Source organism: Gudongella sp. QWL-04 (genome assembly GCF_058683975.1).
In genome coordinates, this window is record NZ_CM178754.1 from 1906388 (window position 1) to 1929231 (window position 22844).

General features: G+C 42.6%; 19 protein-coding genes, 1 tRNA gene and 1 other RNA gene. 7 read left to right on the plus strand and 14 right to left on the minus strand.

From position 1 onward, the window contains the following. Position 1 precedes the first annotated feature (1 nt). Together dnaX and AC4PHB_RS09495 are read right to left on the minus strand one after the other, a co-directional pair. Positions 2-1642 (minus strand): DNA polymerase III subunit gamma/tau, encoded by a 1641-nt coding sequence (dnaX, locus tag AC4PHB_RS09490; RefSeq protein ID WP_492136196.1) that lies wholly within the window; start codon positions 1640-1642, stop codon positions 2-4. 93 nt (positions 1643-1735) lie between these two features. After that, positions 1736-1900 carry an Rdx family protein gene (locus AC4PHB_RS09495; RefSeq protein ID WP_492136197.1) on the minus strand — a complete coding sequence of 55 codons (165 nt, stop codon included), beginning with the start codon at positions 1898-1900 and terminating at the stop codon, positions 1736-1738. Positions 1901-2088: 188 nt separating this feature from the next. On the opposite strand from AC4PHB_RS09495, the gene AC4PHB_RS09500 reads away from it, so the two are divergent. Together AC4PHB_RS09500 and ffs are read left to right on the plus strand one after the other, a co-directional pair. After that, positions 2089-2180 (plus strand) — tRNA-Ser (locus AC4PHB_RS09500). A 3-nt stretch (positions 2181-2183) separates the two neighbouring features. Further along, positions 2184-2449, plus strand: an RNA gene (ffs, locus tag AC4PHB_RS09505) — signal recognition particle sRNA large type. A 67-nt stretch (positions 2450-2516) separates the two neighbouring features. Here ffs and AC4PHB_RS09510 read toward each other — a convergent pair. The 5 genes from AC4PHB_RS09510 to kynU all read right to left on the minus strand — a co-directional run bounded on the left by AC4PHB_RS09510 (position 2517) and on the right by kynU (position 7787). Continuing rightward, positions 2517-3050, minus strand: coding sequence for a GNAT family N-acetyltransferase (locus AC4PHB_RS09510; RefSeq protein ID WP_492136198.1), 534 nt, complete (start codon positions 3048-3050; stop codon positions 2517-2519). A 44-nt stretch (positions 3051-3094) separates the two neighbouring features. After that, positions 3095-3559, minus strand: a complete 465-nt coding sequence (locus AC4PHB_RS09515) for a GNAT family N-acetyltransferase (protein WP_492136199.1) — start codon at positions 3557-3559, stop codon at positions 3095-3097. 41 nt (positions 3560-3600) lie between these two features. After that, positions 3601-3819, minus strand: a complete 219-nt coding sequence (locus AC4PHB_RS09520) for a PF20097 family protein (protein WP_492136200.1) — start codon at positions 3817-3819, stop codon at positions 3601-3603. A gap of 414 nt (positions 3820-4233) precedes the next feature. After that, complete coding sequence (locus tag AC4PHB_RS09525) at positions 4234-6372, minus strand: DUF5050 domain-containing protein (protein ID WP_492136201.1); 2139 nt, start codon at positions 6370-6372, stop codon at positions 4234-4236. A gap of 134 nt (positions 6373-6506) precedes the next feature. After that, complete coding sequence (kynU, locus tag AC4PHB_RS09530) at positions 6507-7787, minus strand: kynureninase (protein WP_492136202.1); 1281 nt, start codon at positions 7785-7787, stop codon at positions 6507-6509. Positions 7788-7896: 109 nt separating this feature from the next. On the opposite strand from kynU, the gene AC4PHB_RS09535 reads away from it, so the two are divergent. Then, positions 7897-8703 carry a helix-turn-helix domain-containing protein gene (locus AC4PHB_RS09535; RefSeq protein ID WP_492136203.1) on the plus strand — a complete coding sequence of 269 codons (807 nt, stop codon included), beginning with the start codon at positions 7897-7899 and terminating at the stop codon, positions 8701-8703. Between the two features lie 212 nt (positions 8704-8915). On the opposite strand, the gene clpB is transcribed toward AC4PHB_RS09535, so the two are convergent. The 5 genes from clpB to AC4PHB_RS09560 all read right to left on the minus strand — a co-directional run bounded on the left by clpB (position 8916) and on the right by AC4PHB_RS09560 (position 15465). Beyond that, positions 8916-11489 carry an ATP-dependent chaperone ClpB gene (gene clpB / locus AC4PHB_RS09540; protein WP_492136204.1) on the minus strand — a complete coding sequence of 858 codons (2574 nt, stop codon included), beginning with the start codon at positions 11487-11489 and terminating at the stop codon, positions 8916-8918. A gap of 14 nt (positions 11490-11503) precedes the next feature. Then, positions 11504-12451 carry a DnaJ domain-containing protein gene (locus AC4PHB_RS09545; protein ID WP_492136205.1) on the minus strand — a complete coding sequence of 316 codons (948 nt, stop codon included), beginning with the start codon at positions 12449-12451 and terminating at the stop codon, positions 11504-11506. Between the two features lie 140 nt (positions 12452-12591). Continuing rightward, on the minus strand, positions 12592-12828 hold the full coding sequence (locus AC4PHB_RS09550; protein WP_492137764.1) for a metal-sensing transcriptional repressor: 237 nt from the start codon (positions 12826-12828) through the stop codon (positions 12592-12594). Positions 12829-12872: 44 nt separating this feature from the next. Then, a complete protein-coding gene (locus AC4PHB_RS09555; protein ID WP_492136206.1) occupies positions 12873-13079 on the minus strand; it encodes a copper ion binding protein in 207 nt (68 codons plus the stop codon). A 16-nt stretch (positions 13080-13095) separates the two neighbouring features. Continuing rightward, complete coding sequence (locus AC4PHB_RS09560) at positions 13096-15465, minus strand: heavy metal translocating P-type ATPase (protein ID WP_492136207.1); 2370 nt, start codon at positions 15463-15465, stop codon at positions 13096-13098. Between the two features lie 320 nt (positions 15466-15785). Between AC4PHB_RS09560 and AC4PHB_RS09565 the strand changes: the two genes are divergently transcribed. The 4 genes from AC4PHB_RS09565 (at position 15786) to AC4PHB_RS09580 (ending at position 20799) form a co-directional block, all read left to right on the plus strand. Next, the gene (locus tag AC4PHB_RS09565) at positions 15786-16004 is read left to right on the plus strand and encodes a FeoA family protein (RefSeq protein ID WP_320406288.1); all 219 of its coding nucleotides are present in this window, start codon (positions 15786-15788) and stop codon (positions 16002-16004) included. Between the two features lie 52 nt (positions 16005-16056). Further along, complete coding sequence (gene feoB, locus AC4PHB_RS09570; protein ID WP_492136208.1) at positions 16057-18042, plus strand: ferrous iron transport protein B; 1986 nt, start codon at positions 16057-16059, stop codon at positions 18040-18042. Between the two features lie 12 nt (positions 18043-18054). Continuing rightward, complete coding sequence (locus tag AC4PHB_RS09575) at positions 18055-18312, plus strand: FeoC-like transcriptional regulator (RefSeq protein WP_492136209.1); 258 nt, start codon at positions 18055-18057, stop codon at positions 18310-18312. A gap of 1032 nt (positions 18313-19344) precedes the next feature. Further along, positions 19345-20799 carry a nicotinate phosphoribosyltransferase gene (locus AC4PHB_RS09580; protein WP_492136210.1) on the plus strand — a complete coding sequence of 485 codons (1455 nt, stop codon included), beginning with the start codon at positions 19345-19347 and terminating at the stop codon, positions 20797-20799. A 32-nt stretch (positions 20800-20831) separates the two neighbouring features. Here the strand turns inward: AC4PHB_RS09580 and AC4PHB_RS09585 are convergent, their stop codons facing one another. Both AC4PHB_RS09585 and AC4PHB_RS09590 read right to left on the minus strand, forming a co-directional pair. Beyond that, complete coding sequence (locus AC4PHB_RS09585) at positions 20832-21458, minus strand: V-type ATP synthase subunit D (protein WP_492136211.1); 627 nt, start codon at positions 21456-21458, stop codon at positions 20832-20834. 9 nt (positions 21459-21467) lie between these two features. Continuing rightward, positions 21468-22841: a V-type ATP synthase subunit B gene (locus AC4PHB_RS09590; protein WP_492136212.1), complete on the minus strand. Its 1374-nt coding sequence runs from the start codon at positions 22839-22841 to the stop codon at positions 21468-21470. Positions 22842-22844 lie beyond the last annotated feature (3 nt).

Below are 22844 nucleotides of genomic sequence, written 5' to 3' on the forward strand. Positions count from 1 at the left end.
CCTACTTAAATTTAATTATATTTTCACCGAAAAAATCAACTGCTTCCTTTATGGCTTCTTCCTTGGTTACCTTAGCCGGTTTTTCAGGATAACTCCCAGAGGTATCCGGAACACAAGACTTCATTAGGATCATAAGCTCCACTGGCTGCCCGAAAAATTCCACGAGTATTCCCTCAAGAAATTCCTTGTTTTGGGGCTTGTTGACAGCATCCTTATGGAACTCAAAGCCATCCTTGTACGCAAGTGTGATCCTGTTTCCATTGACTTGAGCCACCTCTCCCTCCATTACAAGGGCGTATATACTCATCTTTCGTGTCTTTACCGTCTGAAGGAACCTTGGCCATGCCTTTTTTATTGACTCAATATCAAGACTAGGCTTATCTATGGATTCCTCCGGCCTTTTCACCTCAGAGTTTTTTGGAGCTTCCTGCTTTTTCTCCTCCACGGCAGGTTTTGGTTCTGGAGCTTTCTCAGCTTTCTTGACCGGTTCCTGCTTTGGTTTTTCAAGCGGTAAAGCTGATCCCTCTTCAAGGGCTTTGACTCTCTCCTCAAGGGATTTCTCATTATTGAGTCCGACTAACCTTATAGCTGCCATCTCAAGTATTATTCTTGGTTGAGTAGACCACTTCATGCTAGTGTCAGCATCTGTAAGTATCTGGAGTGACCTCATGATGTAGTTCAGCTCCATTTGATCAGACTGTCTTTTGCATACCTCAACCTCTCCCCAGTCTATCAGTTGCTCCGGGTCAATGGAGGTCTTAGCGATCATGAGATTTCTGTAATGATGTATCAAATCCTTCAGGAAAAGAGAAGTGTCCTTTCCCTCCTGAATTATATGATCGACCAGCTGAAGTACTTCATCCAGCTTTTCATCCCTTATGGAGTCTACCATTTTGAAAATTAGGTCTTTGTTGGCTATCCCAAGTATTTTCAAGGCATCATCATAGGTTACCTTTTTATCGTCAAAGGCAATACACTGATCCAGAAGACTAAGTGCATCCCTCATGGCTCCATCAGAATTAGATGCGATAAGCTTGAATACTTTATCATCAACCTCTACGCCCATCTCCTGTGATATCGTCTTCATACTGTCCTCCATGTCTCTTGAGGTCAATCGTTTGAAATCAAAGCGCTGACATCTTGAAAGTATGGTCGGAGGAAGTCTCTCAGGCTCTGTGGTAGCAAGCAAAAATATCAAATGTCTGGGCGGCTCTTCGAGAGTCTTCAACAAAGCATTGAAGGCCTCGTTGGTAAGCATATGGACCTCGTCTATTATGTATACCTTATACCTTGCCCTCGAAGGAGGATAGACTACCTTTTCCCTAAGCTCACGGATATCCTCTATTTTCCTGTTGCTGGCTGCATCCATTTCAATGACATCCATTATGCTTTCATCGAGGATCCCCTTACAAATCTCACATTTATTACAAGGATTTCCATCCTTGGGATCCAGGCAATTGACCGCCCTCGAAAATACCTTTGCTGCTGAGGTCTTTCCAGTTCCCCTTGTTCCTGAAAAAAGGTAGGCGTGCCCTATATTGCCTTTGATTATTTGATTTTTAAGTATCGTAGTGACATGTACCTGCCCTAGAAGCTCGTCAAAGGTCCTGGGTCTGTATTTCCTGTAAATTGCCTGATACATTGACATCATCCTTACCTTTTGATATGGTCCCATTATATCAAAAAAACGCTCTATTTACACCAAAAATGTAAACAGGGGCCAATTGGCCCCAAATTATAGGTTATCTCTAACAAGCCCTTCTGCCTCTCCGTCCTCGGGGAATCTTCCCAGCTCAGATTTTGAGAACAGGAGCTTATTATCCAGGCTGATTTCAAACACTCCTCCTGTTGAAGGCACTATAGCTACCTCGCTGATTTTATTCTTGTGCTCAGAAAGCACTGCATCTGTAAGAGCAACTGCTCTTCCACGATAGCCTCAGGATGTGCAATACTCTATTTTTAATCTTTTTGCCATAATAATTCCTCCTCTTATGATTTAGTTTCATTTTACCCACTTAAAGGCATAAGCAAACGGAGTTGTTGACATGACCGCTATTTTAGTCTATAATGTAATCCTGTGGAAAACATGGAGAGATGGCTGAGCTGGTCGAAGGCGCACGACTGGAAATCGTGTAGGCGTGACGAACGTCTCGAGGGTTCGAATCCCTCTCTCTCCGCCATTACCGTGCTAAATGGGGAGGTAGCGGTGCCCTGTACCTGCAACCCGCTGTAGCAGGATTGAATCCCCGGTCCCGACATCTCTATTGTAAGGTCTGCCTCAAGTAAGTGGCGTTGACGGTTGGGTCCTACGCAACGGAAACTCATGAACCTCGTCAGGTCCGGAAGGAAGCAGCGATAAGTGAATATTTTCGTGTGCCGTGGGTGAGCCTGGCTCGAGCAAACTGCTTGGGTAACGCTTGGAATAGGATCGCCAAAACCGGGTGCACGGTTACATATGAGAAGAGACCTTCATGGTCTCTTTTCGCTTTTAAACCTTTCATCATCTGCAATAAGTATCAATCTATCTTTAAGCCCATAGAAATCAAATCAAAAAATTTCCCATCGATCATGAATTCTCTGGTTATAATGCCCTCCTCACGAAATCCAAGCTTCTTATACACCTGAATAGCAGGGAAATTGTCACTCCTTACCCTTAAGTTTATCTTTCTGATGATTCCCGTTTCTTTACTCCATTTGATCAAGTACTCGACCAGATTAGTTCCAACACCTTGTCCCCAGTATTCCTTTAGAACACTTACTCCAAATTCGCCAGTATGTGCTATTCTTGGTCTTCCACCACCTGTGAAATTGAGGCTTCCAATGATTGTTCCATCCAGCTCAGCAATGATATGCAATGAGTTTGCTTTATTTGCAAAGCTTTTTAGGAATTCTTCCTCTTGCTCAAAGGTTATGTCTAATTCACCTTTTCCAAATGTCAGATTATCTGACTCAGATCCTATTTTATAGACATACTCTATCATTGATCCTGCATCAGCTTCAGTAGTTCTTCTAATCGTATATTTTCTACCATCCTTCAGCGATGAATACATCCACTTATTCCCTCCATATACCATACTTGTTCAGTTTCTATAATCTATTCCGTTCTATTAACTGAGAACTTTTCAAGCCTCTTGTACATGATTATGTGAGGACCTATCGGGGGGTAGTCAAATGCTTCGCCAAATGCCTTGAAGCCAAGGTTTTCGTAATATTTTTGCACGGAGGTCCTCCCCTTACACCATAATAGATCGACACCCTTATCGATGATTATCTCCTCTGCAAATCTGACAGCCAGCCTCCCTGCCCCAAGCATCCTGTAATCCTCAAGTGTAGCCATTGCTCTAAGCCTGTATTGGATTTCTTCAGGAAAGTCAGGGTGTTTTTCCAAACAAAACGATACTACCGTTATAAGCTTATCGTCAAGGAAAGCTCCTACATGAAAAGAGCCTTCCTCATAATCGCTGGTATATATTGAACTCTCGATGGATTGATGCGGCCGCAGGACCTTATGTCTAATGCTGTATGTCATTTCAGGCTGGATAATCTTGATCTGGAGCATTGTATCTCCCTCCGGTTCTATATTCTACAGACCTATTAACTTTATTCTTGAGGCAAATTAATGATCATCTTGCTGCATGGTTTGCACATATAGGACTCAACCTTCGGTCTCTCAAACACATCACCTATTCCTACCTTCAGGCCACCCTTAGCCCACATCCCAAGGAATAGCTTCTTGTCTTCCGGCAGCCATTTTAGCGCGTATCTGTCACCATAAATCGTGCCCCTTATCATTTCATTGCTGCAGTATGGACATTTCATATTGTCTTCACCCCTTCGTATATTACGCGGTTTTATATAAAATATTCATCGTCAGTCCATTTTAATGGGTTTGTTTCGATGTATTCACAGATCCTAATGTAATCATAATCATTTCTAATTACATGGTCATAGAATGATTTCTGCCATATGATAATACCTGCCTGTTTGGTTACTGAACCCTTAAACTGCTGAATAATTTGTGATATCGTAGGGGCGGTCATTGGCCGCCCCTACACCGTTGGCAGTTTGTGATGTATTATTGTGCGTAATATTGTCCCATAATGTACATTTCTTATCCTTGGTACATATCGTAACGAAATAATATTCTGCTTGTGAATAATCATATTCTTTTAGTCGTATGTTTTTTCTTTTAGGTAATCTACCCATAATTACTCTATATATCCTAAAAATGATTTAATTCAAAATATCTCCTCTATTGATCCCCTCGATTTCACTGAAAGATATCCAAAACTCCTGAATACCTTGAGCTCGAGGAGCTATAGTAGCCTCCTGGTAAAAAATCACAAGTTCATTATCTGCAATGTAAAAATTATTGAAATCAAAGTACCCCATTAAGTCTTCTTGGGTGAATTTTCCGTTACTCTTTTCCTCGATTATTCTGATAAGAGCAGATCTATACTCTTCAGAAGGGATGGTGAATATCAAGTCCAAGTAAACATATTCCAAGCCTGCCTCTTTGATCATGAAGTTATCAGTGTGGGCAGAAGTTTGCGTATCTTGTCCGTTAAAATCTATAGTACCGCCCCTAATTACACTTAGCCACTCTCCATCATTTCTGGCAATCTTGTAGTTCCATATAACGTCGACCTTTGTATTCTCCTTTAACCCTGGAACTGCAATGTATTCAATGGCTTTGTCCAATAATGCTTGTCCTTCATTTATAAAGTACTCATTGAATTCTTGTTCCAAAGTCTCTTCCTCAAGATTTACTACCTGAGGTATTTTGATTTTTACATTTACTTCAATACCATCTTCAATTATTAGGCCATCATTTAACTGGGGTGATTCCTTTGTATATACTTCTGTCAGCTCTAGGGTTTCAAACTCCAGTGGCTTCAGCTCTGATGATTCGTTAAATGCTACAGACCTGATCTCTCCCGTTTCTAAATCGATCCTCTTTAGAGTTGGATACTGGTTGTCCTCAAAGGAATGGAACAATAGCCATTTCCCTACCTTGGCTAATCCCTCAACGCTGAAGGTCTCATAGTATATCTGATTTCCTGATCCGTCCTTTTGGATAAGGTATAGACCATCTCCAGGATATCCAACCTCTTTCCCATGGAGCGAGTAGAATATTCCCATATCAGTAATGGTGAAGGATGATACCTTTTGCCCGACCAGTAACTCTGGAGTATTAGAGCCGTTCATGCTTGCCCTATAAAGCCCATAGTCATCGTTAATGAAGTACATGTAATCGCCATCTATCAGGATATCTCTTGCATAACTCTCTAGTTCGATCCTTCGGTCGCTCCCATCCAGCTTAATGCTTTCAATCAAGTCCTTCTCAGTCTTCTCATGACCTAGGTATAATCTCTTGTCATAGATGGAAATATCTGAGGCTTCGACATCAAGGAACCTCTCAAGCCCTCTTCCGTTAAGGTCCATCTTATATACATAGAATCTGTCAGAAGGATTAATGAAATAAATCCACCCATCCTCTATATTGATGTCTAGTAAATATCCTTGCTTATATATTGTCTCATTCACAGTCCCATCAGTCTTGATCCTGTTAAGGCTTTCCCCGCTCATGTAGTATATCCAGTCATCAACGATATTGAGTCTGTTTATACCTGTCCCGCCTGACTTTTGGATAAGGTAAGTCTTGTTTAGAAAATCTTTATCTGCTTTTATAAGGTTAAGGTGGTCTTCAACATAGTAAATATTCTCCTCGTCCTCGACCCCATATCCGTAATTATTGGTGTTCTCTACAGAATTACCTGGCTTGGAGATATTCTTAAATTGAATCTCCTCCACCTTCTTGACATAGGAGTTATGTCTCATCATCTTGATCTTCCAGAACATCCCCGTCTCACCCAGGATAGGGATAGATACCATGGTTAGTATTAGAAGAGTGGTTACAACACTGGTTGCTCTCTTTGTCCAGATGCTTCCCTTGCCTCTTATATCCTTGCTCAACTTATCTAGGTAGTAATGAGGACCAGACATTATGACCGACCCATTGGAGTATTCGACATCTACAATATCCTTGCTTAGTTTATTGTATGGAAAGTCGAATTTTGGTCTTAATGCCAGGCTGTTCTCTCCTTTTTTAACTACATCCCATCTTCCCCTGGAAATTTGATCCTCGAGCTTTTCAAAGGACTCTACGCTCTCGCTGATCTCCATGTGCTTGTAATTCAGGGCCGTAGATAAGCCTATTATTGCTGCATACAATGATGCGAACATCCAGGAGAAGACCATATCGAGTCCGAAAATCACCTCATAAACAAAGTATAGAGCCGCTATAATTGGAACTGAGAAAAATAGGAGCCTTTTACCAATAAGGATTACCATGCTGTTCTTATCTCTCATGAGTACCTCCTTCAAGAATAACGTTACTGTCGTATTAGTTATTATTGTAACATAACGACCCACTAAATTCCTTCAAATATGACATTTTCATAGTTGCAATCAAAAACACCGGGTCTCCCCGGTGTAATCAGTCCTTATGCAACTGTTCCTCTGTTGCTGTCATATCTTTCATGTTCCTTTGTCTCCATGATGTCTATTATGATCTCCACTAAATTGTAAATATCCTCATACGACACGTAGAAAGCTATAGGTGCCAGCCTTATAACATTCGGATACCTGAAGTCAGGAACAACTCCCCTGCCTTTTAGTGCCTTGTTTATCCTTATGGCATCTTCATGCTCAAGAGCCACATGCCCGCCTCTTCTCTCATCATCAGTCGGATTACCGTAGGAGAATCCATACTTTTTAAGCTTCTCATCTATCAGATACATCAGGTAAGCTGTAATATTAAGGGATTTAGCTCTTATATTATCAAATCCAGCTTCAGCGAACATCCTCAGGCTGCCCTCGATTGGCGCCATACTGAAAATCGGCTGTGTTCCCGTCTGCCAGGCTCCCGCATATTCAGAAGGCTCGAATGTCTGATTAAGATCAAACTGAGTCTCCTTCTTATTCCCATGCCAGCCTGCAAGTCCTGGACCAAGCTTGAAGTGATTCTCGTTTATATATAGCCCCGCTATTGCACCAGGTCCACCATTAAGGTACTTATAGCTGCACCATACTGCAAAATCCGGTTGGATCCTGGAAAAATCGTGAGGTACGCTACCGATGGAATGGCTGAGGTCAAATCCAACATATATCCCCTTTGCTCTTGCTGCATCAGCAATCTTTTGCATGTCAACCAGGTAGGAGCTTCTATACAGTACTGAAGGCAGCAGGATAAGACATACATCATCGGTCATTGCCTCTATCATATCGTCCTCGTTGATTGTCTTGCCATCCCTGCTCTTAACTATTTTCACACCAACCTCTGGATCGATCCCATGGAGCTTGACCTGACTATCCACGGCATATTTGTCTGTGGGAAAATTCAGGTCGTCTACGATTATCTTATATCTTTCCTTTGTTGGACGATAGAAGGTTGCAAGCGCCTTATGGATATTGATTGTCGTATTTGTACAAATAGTGACTTCACTGGGCTTTGCATTGATCAAAGGAGCAGTCAGCTCTCCAAGCTTGTCCTGATACAGGAAATAGTTGACTTCAGGATGAGACCATACGTCAATTCCATGGGTTTTCCAATTTTCCAGGGCTTCAAGTAAGTACTTTTCAGCATCCTTTGAACAAAGTCCCAGAGAGTTCCCGTCCATATATATAGTCCCGAGTTTTACATAAAACCTCTCCTTATATTCCCTTAGTGTGTCTTTGCTGTCCATATCAAGTGCAAACTGCTTTGTTGTATCAAAATTGCGCATGATTGACCTCCTTCAGTTATTTATGATTTTTATGTTATCACTATTGCATAACCTTGTCAATATAGTTTATAATGTTAGTAAGGTTATTTTATTCTAAGGAGTGGAACCTATGAATCAACAGGGCTTTTTCAGTATTAATGAAGCTGCAAAAATGGTGGGAGTGTCACCAGCCACAATAAGAAATTGGGAAAAGAACGGACTAATAAAGTCCAAGCGCCGTGACAACAACTATCGGGTTTTTGATTTTAAGGATATAGAGACCTTGAAGACCATTCAACATTACTCTGTTGAGAAAGGAATGACTCAAGAGCTTATAAAAGAGCTTGTGTCCAAGGATGACCTTACTTTTCTTGAATCAGATGAGAGCTCATATAAAAAAATCCATCACATTATGCTTAAAAAGTACAGGGAAGAGGAAGGTTTTACTCTTGATGAAGTAGCCCTGTCAGTCGGGATATCCCCTTCATATTTGAGCAGAATAGAACAGGGCAAAGCAAATGTGTCCTTTGAAGTTCTTGAAAAGCTTGCTGCCTTCTATGGAGAAAGTACCTTAAGGTTTTTCGATATAAGAGAAGAAGAAAAGAAGGAAGTAGTTAGAAATGGGCAGGGAAAATCCACAGCTTCAGGATTCAATGGAGTAGATATCCAAACCCTGATTGGATCGTCTTCAAGTCCCCTTGATGTGGTAAGATTCTCAATCCAGCCAGGCTGCGGTGACTTTAAGGCACACTCCCACAGAAGCGGGAATGAGTTTATCTTTGTGTTATCCGGCCAGCTTGAAGTGGTTCTGGATGATGATTCTACTCATTTATTGAATGTAAATGATTCGATCCACTTCGAGTCCTCAAGAAAACATAGATGGTCGAATCCGGGAAAAGAAGCGACTGATATTATCTGGGTACACTCTTATATCTAGAAACGAGATCCCTCGACTTCGCTCGGGATGACGGGTGGGGGGATTCCTCATATACGGTCAGACAGGGTCGTCTGACCCTACAGGATGACCAAAAACTTCAGGACATAGGTTACAACATATACTCCTTTACTTTATGGATGTTAAGTGTTACCCATGTCCTGGTTAAATCTTAAATCTATCAATCGTCAATTGTCAATTGTCCATTATTGTTATTATGAAACTACAAGCTGTCCATTCTGCACATCAATATTTATTGTATCTCCATCCTTGATAGAACCCTGGATAATCAACCGGCTGATCTTTGTCTCAAGCTCCTTCTGGAGGAACCTTTTGACTGGTCTTGCGCCGTATTGGATATTATAAGATTTATACAAAATATACTCCTTGGCAGCTCCTGTGACCTTAAGAGTTATGCTTCTGTCCCTGAGCCTGTCCTCGATGTCCTCAAGCTGGAGGTCTATGATCTGATAGATCTCGTCCTTTTGAAGAGGCTTAAAAAGAACAGTTTCATCTATCCTATTGAGAAACTCGGGCCTGAATACCCTTCTCATCTCATTCATAACAGTCTGCCTGACGTTCTCCTCGATCTCTCCCTTTTCGGAAAGTCCTTCAAGTAGATAGGATGAACCTATGTTGGACGTCATTATGATTACAGTATTCTTAAAGTCTACAGTTCTTCCCTGGTTGTCAGTCAATCTTCCGTCATCAAGTACCTGAAGCAAAATATTGAATACATCCGGGTGAGCCTTTTCTATCTCGTCAAAGAGTACTACTGAGTAAGGTCTTCTCCTGACAGCTTCCGTCAGCTGTCCTCCTTCGTCATACCCCACATATCCCGGAGGCGCTCCTACAAGCCTTGAAACAGAATGCTTCTCCATGTATTCGCTCATATCTATCCTGATCATATTCTTTTCATCATCAAAAAGTGCCTGAGTAAGAGCCCTTGCCAGCTCAGTCTTGCCTACACCTGTAGGACCTAGGAAAATAAAGCTTCCAACTGGCCTGTTGATATCCTTTAAGCCTGCCCTCGCACGAAGAACCGCATCTACCACTGAATCAACGGCTTCATTCTGACCGATGACCCTTTTATGGAGGATATCTCCAAGCCCCAGGAGCTTCTCTCTTTCAGTTGCAAGCAGCTTAGATGTGGGTATTCCCGTCCACTTGGCTACTACCTCAGCGATTTCCTCCTCAGTGACCTCTTCCTTTAGCATCCGCTCTTTGTCCTTATCCTTATCCTGTGCTTCCCTAAGTCTCCTTTCAAGTTCAACAAGAGTTCCGTACTTTAGCTGAGAAAGTCTTTCAAGGTCGTAGCTCCTCTCAGCCTCTTCGATCTCCCTTTTGACCTTGTCGATTTCCTCCTTGATGTCCTTTTCAGCAGTTATCTCCTTTTTCTCCTCTTCCCATTGGGCTTTCAAAAGGTCAAATTGCTCCTTAAGCTCAGAAAGCTCCTTGTTGAGCTTTTCAAGCCTTGCCTTGGAGGCTGAGTCAGTCTCCTTCTTAAGAGCCTCTCTTTCGATCTCAAGCTGGAGTACTCTCCTTCTGATCTCATCTATCTCAGCAGGCATAGAGTCTATCTCTGTCCTTATCATCGCAGAGGCTTCATCCATAAGGTCTATGGCCTTATCCGGGAGAAAGCGGTCCGATATATACCTGTCGGATAGAGTCGCTGCAGCAATTACTGCACCGTCTGATATCCTGATGCCATGGTGGATCTCATATTTTTCCTTGAGTCCCCTTAGTATCGAAATAGTGTCCTCCACTGTTGGCTCAGTCACAAGGACCTTCTGGAACCTTCTCTCAAGAGCTGCGTCCTTCTCGATATACTTTCTGTACTCATCTAGTGTCGTAGCCCCTATTGTGTGAAGCTCACCTCTTGCAAGCATAGGCTTCAAAAGGTTCCCTGCATCCATGGAGCCCTCGGCGCGGCCTGCTCCAACTATATTGTGGAGCTCGTCTATAAAAAGTAATATCCGTCCCTCTGACTTTTGTATTTCATTCAATACTGCCTTAAGTCTTTCCTCAAACTCTCCTCGATACTTAGCCCCTGCGACGAGAGCACCCATATCAAGGGCAAATACGGTTTTATCCTTTAAGCCCTCAGGAACGTCTCCATTGACTATCCTTTGAGCCAGACCCTCTACAATTGCAGTCTTTCCAACTCCAGGATCACCTATAAGCACCGGATTGTTCTTTGTTCTTCTTGAAAGTATCCTGATTACGTTTCTTATCTCCTGATCACGACCGATGACTGGGTCTATCTTGCCCTTCCTTGCATCCTCAACCAGATCTCGGCCGAATCTTGCAAGGGCTTCGTAGGTTTCTTCAGGATTATCTGAGGTAATCGTCTGACTTCCCCTGACCTTCATAAGAGAGCCTAAAAATCGATCCCTTGTTATTCCATACTGCTTGAATATGTCCTGTGAGGCCGTCCCCTTCTGGCTAAGTAGAGCCAGATAAATATGCTCGACCCCAACATATTGATCCTTGAAGTTCTTGGCTTCCTCCTCAGCATCCGTAAGGACTTTAGTATATGTCCTGCCAGGATAAAGGCTTCCTCCTGTCTGCTTTGGCAGACGGCCAAGTCTGTCCTCGACAACCTTTTTGACTCCATCCCAGCTGATCCCCATCAGCCCTAGAACCCTTGGTACAAGTCCGTCTCTACTCTCAATGAGAGCGTGATGAAGGTGAAGCTCCACCAGCTCGGGATTACCAAGCTTCATCGCTACATTTTGGGATTCCTGAATTGCTTCTATGCTTTTTTGAGTAAATTTATTAAGATCCATAGCCATTCCTCCTTTTATTCATTTCTTGGATTATATTTGACCTTCTCGGCAAGCTTTTCATAAAGCTTTAAGGCTTCCTCATCAAGCTGAGGCGGATTTATGATCTCAATTTCCACATAAAGATCTCCTGCATGCCCCTGCATATCTATATATCCCTTACCCGGAAGCCTCATCCTTTTGCCTGTGTTGGTATTTTTTGGAATATCCAGCTTTATCTTTCCCGATAAGGTCTGAACAATTACCTTAGTTCCCAGTGCCGCCTCCCACGGAAGCACCTGTATCTTCTTTGTTATATCCAGTCCTTCAAGCTTTGTTCCAGCTTCCTCTCTGAAGCTAACTTTGAAAAGTATGTCTCCATCCAGACCCCATTTGTCGCCCTTGACCTTGATTTTTTTACCAGGGGTAATGCCCTTGGGTATCTTTACTCTGATACTCTTATGAGTACCTCCTATATTTAGGGATACTTCCCTTTCTCCTCCTGTGTAGCCTTCAAAAATAGATATCTGAAGTTCAGACTCATAGCTCTGCCTTTGAGGTTCTCTGGTCCTTCTTCCTCCGGTCCTGCCACCACCGAAAAGATCGCCTATGTCAAAGCCGTCTCTACCACCTCCTGCTCCACCGAAGAACGCGTTAAAGAAGTCGCTGAAGCCTCCTGCATCTCCTGCGGAATAGGTGTAGGTCCTTCCACCTTGACCGAAGTCGAAGCCATACTGGCTTGGATCGAAGTTTTGGCCATTTGAGAAGCCATACTGACCGAATTGGTCATATTGCTTTCTCTTTGTATCGTCACTAAGTACCTCATAAGCCTCATTTATCTCCTTAAACTTCTCCTGAGCCTTATCATCTCCTGGATTTAAATCCGGGTGATATTTCTTTGCCAGCTTCCTGTAGGTTTTCTTTATCTCATCCTGGGTTGCAGTTTTTTCAACGCCTAGTATGTTGTAATAATCCTTATATTCCATAAAACCATCTCCAATGATATGTTTGACTTTCTTTGACCTTTGATTAAATTATATTAAAAAAACTTAAAATTTGCAATATGTATATACCCCTGTGGGGAAAAAATAACCCCTCCGGAGTTTAGTCCTGGAGGGAGATGTCATTACTTTATATACTTGTCGATTATATTTATTATCTCTTCTATCTTCTCGTCGCCCTGCTCTCCACCTTCAAGGATAGCATCCGCGACACAGGTCCTGATATGGCCATTCAAAACATCTATGTTGGATTTCTTCAAAAGACCTATTACGGACAGTATCTGGGTGGATATGTCTACGCAATACCTGTCGTCCTCGATCATCCTAATGATCCCGTCAAGCTGGCCTCTTGCTGTCTTCATTTTATTCAGCGCTGCTGCTTTCCCCTGGTTCAAAGGATCAACTCCTATTCAATGGATACTACTTCATAGCCTGCATCATCGATGGCTTCCTTCATAGCCTCGTCTGCCAATGCTTCTCCAACCACAGTCACCTTGCCGCTTTCAAGATCGACCTCAACTGTTCCAACTCCATCTAAACCTGTCAGAGCTCTTTTTACCGCCATGACACAATGATTGCAGCTCATGCCTTCTACCTTTAAAATCTTTTCCATTTTGATCATCCTTTCCTTATTTGAAATTTCTAAGTCTAAGCGAGTTTGTAACGACAGAAACCGAACTGAATGCCATCGCAGCTCCTGCGATCATTGGATTCAGGAATCCAAGTGCAGCAAAGGGGATTCCTACAGAGTTGTAGAAAAACGCCCAGAATAGATTCTGCTTGATGGTCTTCATGGTCCTATGACTAAGTCTTATTGCAGTTACAACTCCTGAGAGATCTCCTCTCATCAGGGTAATATCTGCTGCCTCCATAGCAACATCTGTTCCAGTACCTATTGCAAAGCCTACATCAGCTGCTGCAAGCGCAGGTGCATCGTTGATACCGTCTCCAACCATTCCTACATGTCTACCTTGACTCTTAAGCTCCTCAACCTTTGACGCCTTATGCTCTGGAAGAACATCTGCAAGCACGTTGTCTATACCCACCTGTGAAGCTATGGCTTTCGCTGTTCTCTCATTGTCACCTGTTATCATATACACCTGAAGACCCATTCCCTGAAGCTCCTTAATGGCTGCCAGCGAAGTTTTCTTTATCTGATCTGCAACAGCTATGATCCCAGCCAGCCTGCCATCTACAGCTATGAGCATTGCAGTCTTTCCCTGTTCCTCCAGGGTTGATATCTTCTCTTCGATGCCAGTAAGGTCAAGATCTCCATCGTTCATGAGCTTTCTGTTCCCTATAAGAACATCCTTGCCTTCAAACTTAGCCTTCAATCCCTTGCCGGGGACTGCTGCAAAGCTGTCTGCATCCTTCAACATTACAAGTTGTGCCTCTGCATAGCCTACTATTGCCTGGCCAAGTGGATGCTCAGAGGTCTTCTCAACGGACCCTGCAACCCTTAACAACTCAATCTCATCAAAACCTTTTAAGGCTTCAACATCGGTAACCTCCGGTTCACCCTTTGTAATAGTTCCCGTTTTGTCGAAAATAATGGCATCCATTTTATGGGCACCTTCAAGATGCTCCCCTGATTTTATAAGGATCCCATTTTCAGCTCCCTTTCCTGTACCAACCATAATAGCGGTGGGAGTTGCAAGGCCAAGAGCACATGGACAAGCGATTACAAGGATAGCAACTGCATTGATCAATCCTGTGTTGAAATCTCCCAAGAAGTAGAAGATGAGGAAGGTAACCAGGGCAATCACCAGTACAATAGGGACAAATATCCCGGATATCTTATCAGCGAGTTTTTGTACCGGAGCCTTTGAGCCTTGGGCATCCTCCACAAGTCTGATAATCTGTGAAAGAACAGTATCCTTGCCGATTTTTGTTGCCTTGAATTTAAATGCGCCAAATTTATTTATAGTGGCGCCGATAACTTGGTCACCCACCTTTTTATCTACCGGAATGCTTTCACCGGTTATCATGGATTCATCGAGAGCTGAAGAGCCTTCGACGATCATCCCGTCGACAGGAACCTTTTCGCCAGGTCTTACAATTATTATATCGCCAATTAGCAGGTCATCTATATCTATGTCTACCTCCATGTCATCTCTTATGACCCGAGCAGTCTTTGGCTGCAGACCCATAAGCTTCTTGATTGCTTCAGATGTCTTGCCCTTTGCTATTGCCTCAAATAGCTTTCCAAGTACTATCAGGGTGATGATAACAGCCGAAGCCTCAAAGTAGTATTCGTGGACCATGTTGAACAAATTGTATATGCTGTAGAAATATGCAGCTGAGGTACCTAATGCAATTAGTACGTCCATGTTCGCCCCTCCGCCTCTGACGGAGTGGTATGCTCCCCTATAGAACCTATATCCTATAATAAATTGAACTGGTGTTGCCAATACCCATTGGAAGTAGCCATCTGTGAGGATGTTCTTGATTCCGGCCATATGGAAAAACATGGCTGCCACAAGTGGAGCAGTTAGGATCAGAGATACAATAAAGGAATTTTTAAGAGATTTTATCTCCTTCTCCCTCATTTGCTTTTCCTTGTCCAAATCAGATTCTCTCTGGATCTGAGCCTTATAGCCCGCCTTTTCTACTGCGGCTATCAAGGAAGATGGTTCAACGACACCTGACGGGAAATCGACAATAGCCTTATTTGTTGAGAGGTTTACATTGGCTTTCACCACTCCTTCGACCTTGCTTAGCATCTTCTCTACTCTTGTAGAGCAGGCTGCACAGGTCATACCCTCCACTAGAAGAGTCTCCCTCACAAGAGGGACCTGGTAGCCGGTCTTCTCTATAGTCTTGATTATCATATCTTTACTGGTCGCTGCAGAATCGAATTCAACTGTGGCCTTGTTTGCAAGGAGATTCACATTGGCTGAGGTCACACCCTCGAGCTTATTCAATGATTTTTCAATCCTTGCTGAGCAAGCCGCACAGGTCATTCCGACTACATTGACCGTAAGCTTTTCAGTACTCATAGTATCATCCTTTCATATCTATCCCCCTCCCCTAGGGGGTCGGTTCAATATTATAGTACTACCTACATAGATAGTTGTCAATAGATATTTTAGGGACATCAACCATGGCAACCATTGGGGACGGTCCTTTTTGGCTGGAAATGCATTAAATATCAAACAATGTCAGCCAAAAAGGACCGTCCCTTGTGGCTTCATGTCCCTCCCCGATGTCCCTCTGAAAAAACTCTTGCATAACAGGTACAAATAATATATTATGATAATGAGAATAGTTATCAAATTAACATACACTTTATCTTACATAGAAAGGTTTTGGTGATCCTATGGTACTTTCAAGTCTCAAGGCAAACCATAAATGCAGAGTTAAAAATATCGCAGGCGGAGGTTACGCACGCAGAAGATTATATGAGCTTGGTTTTATCACAGGTGCTGAGGTCAAAGTTGTTAAGAACGACTTTGGTCCTGTTATTGTGTCCCTTTCTGGTAATAAGCTTGCCATAGGGAGAGGTCTTGCTCAGCACATTATTGTAGATTCAGAATAATTTTTTTGATTTTTATTGATAATCTCTATCAATAAAGAAGGGACGTGGATCAATGTACACAATTGCTTTGGTGGGTAATCCCAATAGTGGGAAGACCACCTTGTTTAATGCTCTCACTGGCTCCAACCAGCATGTTGGAAACTGGCCAGGGGTTACAGTAGAGAAAAAAGAAGGCTCCTTAAATCATAAGGGAGCTGTTTATAATGTTGTGGACCTTCCCGGCACTTACAGCCTCGGAGCCTATTCAGAGGACGAGCTGGTTGCTCGGGATTTTGTTGTTAAGGGACAGCCGGATGTAGTAATCAACGTTGTGGATGCAACAAATATCGACAGGAACCTCTACCTCACCACTCAGCTCATGGAAATGGGTGCAAACGTGGTAATTGCACTTAACATGATGGATGAGGCCAGTATGAAGCAAATAGATATTTCCGTTGAGGATCTTTCAAAATCCCTTGGGGTACCTGTTGTTCCAACGGTTGCCGCTAAGAAAAAGGGTGTAAACCAGCTTCTGGATGAAGTAGTAAAGGCTATTGGTTCCGATCAAAAGCCGCACGATTTAGCCCACGGCGATAAACTTGATGGACAAATAATGAAGCTGTCTGGAATCATTAATAACAAGGAATACCAGTATCCCGTAAAGTGGATAGCCTTAAAGGCTCTCGAAGGGGATGCTGAGATAAAAAAACTTATTTCAGATAATGAGGAAGCAAAGGAATATATATCCAGCATAACAGGTGAGGATACTGATCTTGAGCTTGATATCATCGACAGCAGATACAGCTACATAAACAAGATCGTTCGAGATAGCGTTAAGAGGCCGGAAAATGAAATAGTTACCACAACAGACAAAATAGATAAGGTGCTTACAAGCAGGCTGTTTGGTCTTCCCATATTCGGTCTGATCATGTATGTTGTGTTCCAGTTGACCTTTGTCATTGGTTCTGATTTTCTTGGAGGTTATGTAGAAGCCTTTGTAGGTATTATAGGTGAAGGTCTCAGCTCATTACTGATTTCGATTAATTCTCCCGAATGGTTAATTTCATTCGTGATCGAGGGCTTCATAGGAGGCGTAGGCTCAGTGCTTGTATTTGTACCTCTAATAATGGTCCTTTACTTCTTCCTGGCTATCCTTGAGGATACAGGCTACATGGCAAGAGCTGCCTATATAATGGATGGGATCATGAGAGCGGTGGGACTCCATGGTAAGACATTTATATCTATGATTATTGGTTTTGGCTGCAACGTACCTGGAGTTATGTCGACAAGAACTCTGGAAAACAAAAGGGACCGGATGATCGCAATACTTATAAACCCCTTTATGTCATGTGGGGCAAGATTACCGATCTACCTTGTGTTTATTGCGGCATTCTTCCCAAACAATGGAGGCTTGGTGCTTTTCATAATTTATGCATTGGGGATCGCAATTGCCTTGTTGATGGGTAAAATATTCAGTAAAACCTTGTTCAAGGGAGAGTCCTCTCACTTTATCATGGAGCTTCCACCCTATCGTCTACCCCAGGCATCCAGTGTTATACGGGATATGTGGGAGAAGGTATGGGATTTTATAAAGAGAGCGGGAACTGTTATTTTTGCGGTGGTCTCTCTACTATGGATATTATCTGTTCTCCCCGTTGGAGTTGAACCCTATTCACATGAAAGCATACTCGGCAGAATTGGACAATTTATAGCACCGCTGTTTATACCGGCAGGCTACGGGACTTGGCAGGCATCGGTAAGTCTTTTTGCTGGAATCGCTGCCAAAGAGGCAGTAGTTGCGATCCTTGGAATGGTCTATGCCGGAGTCAGCGAAGGAACAGAGCTTATAACTGCTATCCAGTCAGCCTTTACACCACTGTCAGCTGTATCCTTCCTTGTTATGACACTGCTTTACACACCCTGTGCTGCTGTTATTGCAACCGTCAAGAAGGAGACCAACTCCTGGAAATGGGCTGCATTTATGGCTGTTTACCCCTTCGTTCTTGGGTGGGTGTTTAGTGTAGTTGTGTACCAGGTCGGCACAATCCTGGGTTTTTAAGGAGGGGTCCAAATGCTTAAGGAAGTATTAAGGGAAGTCAAGGAGGTCAAGGTTTACTCCAAGCCTCTTATTGCACATAATCTTAAAATATCTGAGGAAGTTCTGGAGGATATGCTGTCACAGCTGATCAGGATGGGTTACCTTTCTGAGGATCTGGGCTCTCCAACCTGCGAAAGCAAGTGTGCGGGCTGCCATGTTTCTAGCTGCAGTACTACCCCTATCAAAATGCTTTCTGTGACTAATAAGGGAGAGAAACTTTTAAGTCAGTGAATAAGTAAGAGTGAAAAGTGAATAGTTGATTTTAGATGATTTTAGGTGATTTAATGGGATAGTCTATTCTTTCTACTCTTCACTATTCACTGATCACTATTAACTGCAGTATTAATTTATTAAAATTAGTTAACATAATTTTTTCTGTTTCATCTGTTTAGAAAAAAATATGTGGGTATAATATACATACAAATCATTATATTAATTCAATGCTTCATTGAAGCGATGGTTTGTATAATGGTTTAATAGGACTTTGATAACTGCATCCAACAAAACGACCAATCAATACTTGGTGGTGAAAAATCAGGCCTTGAAAAAGTCTGAACTCGCATCATTGGATATTGAGGCTTTGATTCAAATTCAATCGAGAGATTGAAAAAATGCTTCACCTATTTTTATCGCATCACCAGTGCAGGATTCCGAAATCAATTGGGATTAGGAAACTCTGGATAGTAAAGTTGCGAAGATAGATAAAGTAGTGGAACTTGTTTAAGATGTAAAGAGTTTTAAATTAGCTTGCTGCTCCTATATTCAAAGTTACTGGTTCACAGATTTCGAAATAACAGTTGTTTGGATTGAACGCAGGTAATGTAGTAAAGAAGGAAAAGCAGTTGCGTTATGGAAGTACCTGTACGAACGTACAGGAAAGAAACACTTGTAGTACGGGCAGCAGCTTTGAAAGATGAACCACTTGCAACACAAGTAGTAAGTTTAGTAAGAGTAGCTTGTAGTATAAGTAAAATGTAGTACTCAGGCCGTAAGGCTTGAGAAAGAAACACAACTAAATAAACTTATTAGGTTATACGATTAGAGTTTAATCCTCTGTAATCTAAATTAAGGAGAGTAGATTGGATAAAGTGATTGAACCAAAAAGTTCTCGTTGGAGCAGTTATCGTAAGTTCTATTTATAAAGAGGGATCGTTCAGGTAGTTGATGGATAATCCCTCTTATATATTTTTAAAATATCGATATCCTTGAATTTCCAGTTCTACAAGTCTATAATGATATTAATATATCTAAAGGAGACTCGTGATGAACAAATTAGATTGGGCGGATAAACGGAATCTGACCATGCTGGCTGATTTTTATGAATTCACCATGGCCAATGGTTATTTAGAAAATGACATGGAGGAAAAAATAGGCTACTTCGATATGTTCTTCAGATCCATCCCTGACGACGGAGGCTTCGCCATTATGGCTGGGGTTGAACAGCTTATCGAATACCTTAGAAATCTAAAGTTTGATGAAGATGATCTTGAATTTTTCAGAAGCAAAGGCATATTTGGAGAAAAGTTTATAAGCTACCTGAGAGACTTCACTTTTTCCTGTGACGTTTGGGCAATACCCGAAGGAACTCCAATATTTCCAAAGGAGCCTATAGTCATAGTGAGAGGTCCTGTAGTTCAGGCACAGCTTGTTGAGACGATGATACTTCTTACAGTCAACCATCAATCCCTTATAGCCACAAAGGCAAACAGGATCGTAAGAGCTGCTGACGGCAGGGCAGTAATCGAGTTTGGTTCAAGGCGAGCTCAGGGTTATGAAGGTGCTATCCTGGGAGCCAGAGCAGCCTATATCGGAGGATGTATAGGAACGGCAAACACAATAGTAGACCGTGATTATGGTATCCCCGCCATGGGTACTATGGCACACAGCTGGGTACAGATGTTCCCAACTGAGCTGGAGGCATTCAGAGCATATGCAAGGATTTATCCTGACAGCTGCACCTTGTTGGTAGATACCTACAACACCCTTGGCAAGGGCATTCCCAATGCCATCAAGGTGTTCGACGAGGAGGTAGTACCTAGAGGCTTCAGACCCAAGGCAGTAAGAATAGACAGCGGTGATATCGCATATCTTTCGAAGAAAGCAAGAAAGATGCTTGATGATGCCGGCTATCCGGACGTAAAGATAATGGCATCCAGCAGTCTGGATGAATTTGTCATAAAGGACCTAATAACCCAGGGAGCACAAGTTGACAGCTTTGGTGTTGGGGAAAGACTTATAACTGCAAAGTCCGAGCCGATTTTTGGCGGAGTCTACAAGCTGGTTGCTGTAGAGGATAACGGAGTCGTGACACCTAAGATCAAGATCAGCAATAATGTTGAAAAGATAACCACTCCAGGCTTTAAGCAAGTTTACAGGCTATATAGGAATTCAGATAAAAAGGCAATAGCAGATGTTATCACTCTTCATGATGAGAAAATCGACGAGTCAGGGCCTTACGAGATATTCCACCCATTGTTTACATGGAAAAGAACAACCCTGACGGACTTCCACGCTAAGCCGCTCCTTATTCAATTGTTTAAGGATGGTCAATGTGTCTATGAAAGTCCTCATGTTACGGATATAAGGGATGTATGCAAGGCAGAGATAGATACCCTATGGGATGAGGTAAAGCGTTTTGAAAGACCACATGAATATTTTGTAGACCTTTCACAGGATCTATGGGATATAAAGGATAAGCTGTTAAAGGAGCATAAATAGTAAATGCCGGAGGACCGATCCTCCGGCATTTTTTACTTCTTTTTCTTTGTTTTGCTCTTGACCCTCTTGAGTCGGAAAAAGTCCTCTCTCTCCTTCTCCTGAAGTACCTCGTCGATATACTTTATGGTGGATTCATAACGGGGTATTTGAATCTTATCCAGGGCATTGGCCCTCTTTTGAGTCTTTTTTATCTCCATAGCCAGCTTGTAGACAGAATTCTCTATCTCAGCAAGTTCATATATAAGTCCTCTGATCTGGATAAAGCTTAGAACTGCCTTATCAAAGGCTGAGTTGGTCCTGAAAAATCCATACTCAGTTGTAAAAGGCTTCTCCTCCCTTTTGATCATCGGTACCTCAACGCCCATGACAGACTTGAAAAGTATCTGGAAGTCTGCTTCCTTTTCAATGGACTGTGCTATCTCCTCGACGTACTCAGAGCCCATAGTTATGTTTGCAAGCTTAAGAGCGTCATAGGCTTCTGAAAAGGTCCTTTCGATCCTCTCCTGAAGGCTGCTGGCTGAATCGATTAACGCCATCATTTCTCTTATCAGAACTGTTCTCTTCTTATCCAGAAGCTCGAAGCCCTTCTTTGCAAACTTAAGGGAATTCTTTGACTTTATCAAGTTGGCTTTTGTTGGAGTTATTTTATAAACTGCCATTGCCTCACCCTATTTCATATACTTTTCGATCATTTCCGGCTTCAGACGGTCGAGCTCTTCCCTTGGAAGAAGCTTAAGAAGATCCCATCCCAAATTCAGTGTGTCATTCATATCTCTGTTCTCATTGAAGCTCTGGGTCACAAATCTCTTTTCAAAGGCGTCCCCAAACCTCATATACTTCTTATCCTTGTCTGAAAGGTCCTCCTCACCAACGATCTGAGCCAGGGCTCTTACCTCCTGAACCTTGGAATATGCTGAGAACAGCTGGTTCGAAACCTCAGGATGATCCTCCCTTGTAAAGCCCTCGCCAATACCGTCCTTCATAAGACGGGAAAGTGATGGCAATACGTTTATCGGAGGATAAACTCCCTTTTGATAAAGCTCTCTGGCAAGCACCACCTGCCCCTCGGTTATATAGCCAGTAAGGTCAGGGATTGGGTGTGTTATATCGTCATTTGGCATTGTCAGTATCGGAATAAGCGTTACAGAACCCTCAACCTCGTGGATCATACCAGCTCTTTCATATAGGGCAGCCAAGTCTGAATATAGATATCCTGGATAACCTCTTCTGCTTGGAACCTCCTCACGAAGTGAAGAAACCTCACGAAGTGCCTCTCCATAGCTTGTGATATCTGTCATTATAACAAGCACGTGCTGATTTTCCTCATAAGCCAGGTACTCAGCTGCAGTCAGGGCGCATCTTGGAGCGATTATCCTCTCCATGATCGGGTCATCAGCATAGTTTATATACATAACTACCTTCTCCTGAACCCCAGCCTTTTTGAAGGCTTCCTCAAAGAAGAATGCCTCGTCGTGCTTAACCCCAATTGCAGCAAATATTATAGAGAAGTTATTGTCTCCCTCTCTTGACTGTATCCTCGCCTGTCTGACTATTTGAGCTGCAAGCTCGTTGTGTGGAAGTCCAGCTCCTGAAAATATTGGAAGTTTTTGCCCTCTTATAAGGGTAGTCAGTCCATCTATCGAGGATATTCCCGTTTGGATGTAGTTTCTGGGGTATTCCCTTGAAACCGGGTTTATTGGTCTTCCGTTTACATTATAGGTCTTCTCGGAGTATATGTCTCTTCCTCCGTCGATCGGTCTTCCTATGCCATTAAAGGTTCTCCCAAGTATCTTCTTTGAAAGAGGTATCTCAAAGGGTTTGCCTTTAAAGCTTACCTTTGAGTTTTCAATGGACATTCCCATCGTAGCTCCAAATACCTGAACTACTACCTTGTCCCCATCGATCTTGATAACACGACCAACCTTCCTGTCGCCCAGCTGGTCTTCTATCTCAACTATTTCTCCATACCCGACTCTGTGTATTTTTGAAAGCTCAATAAGAGCTCCCTGTACTCTATCTAGTTTTAAATATTCTCTCTTCATCCT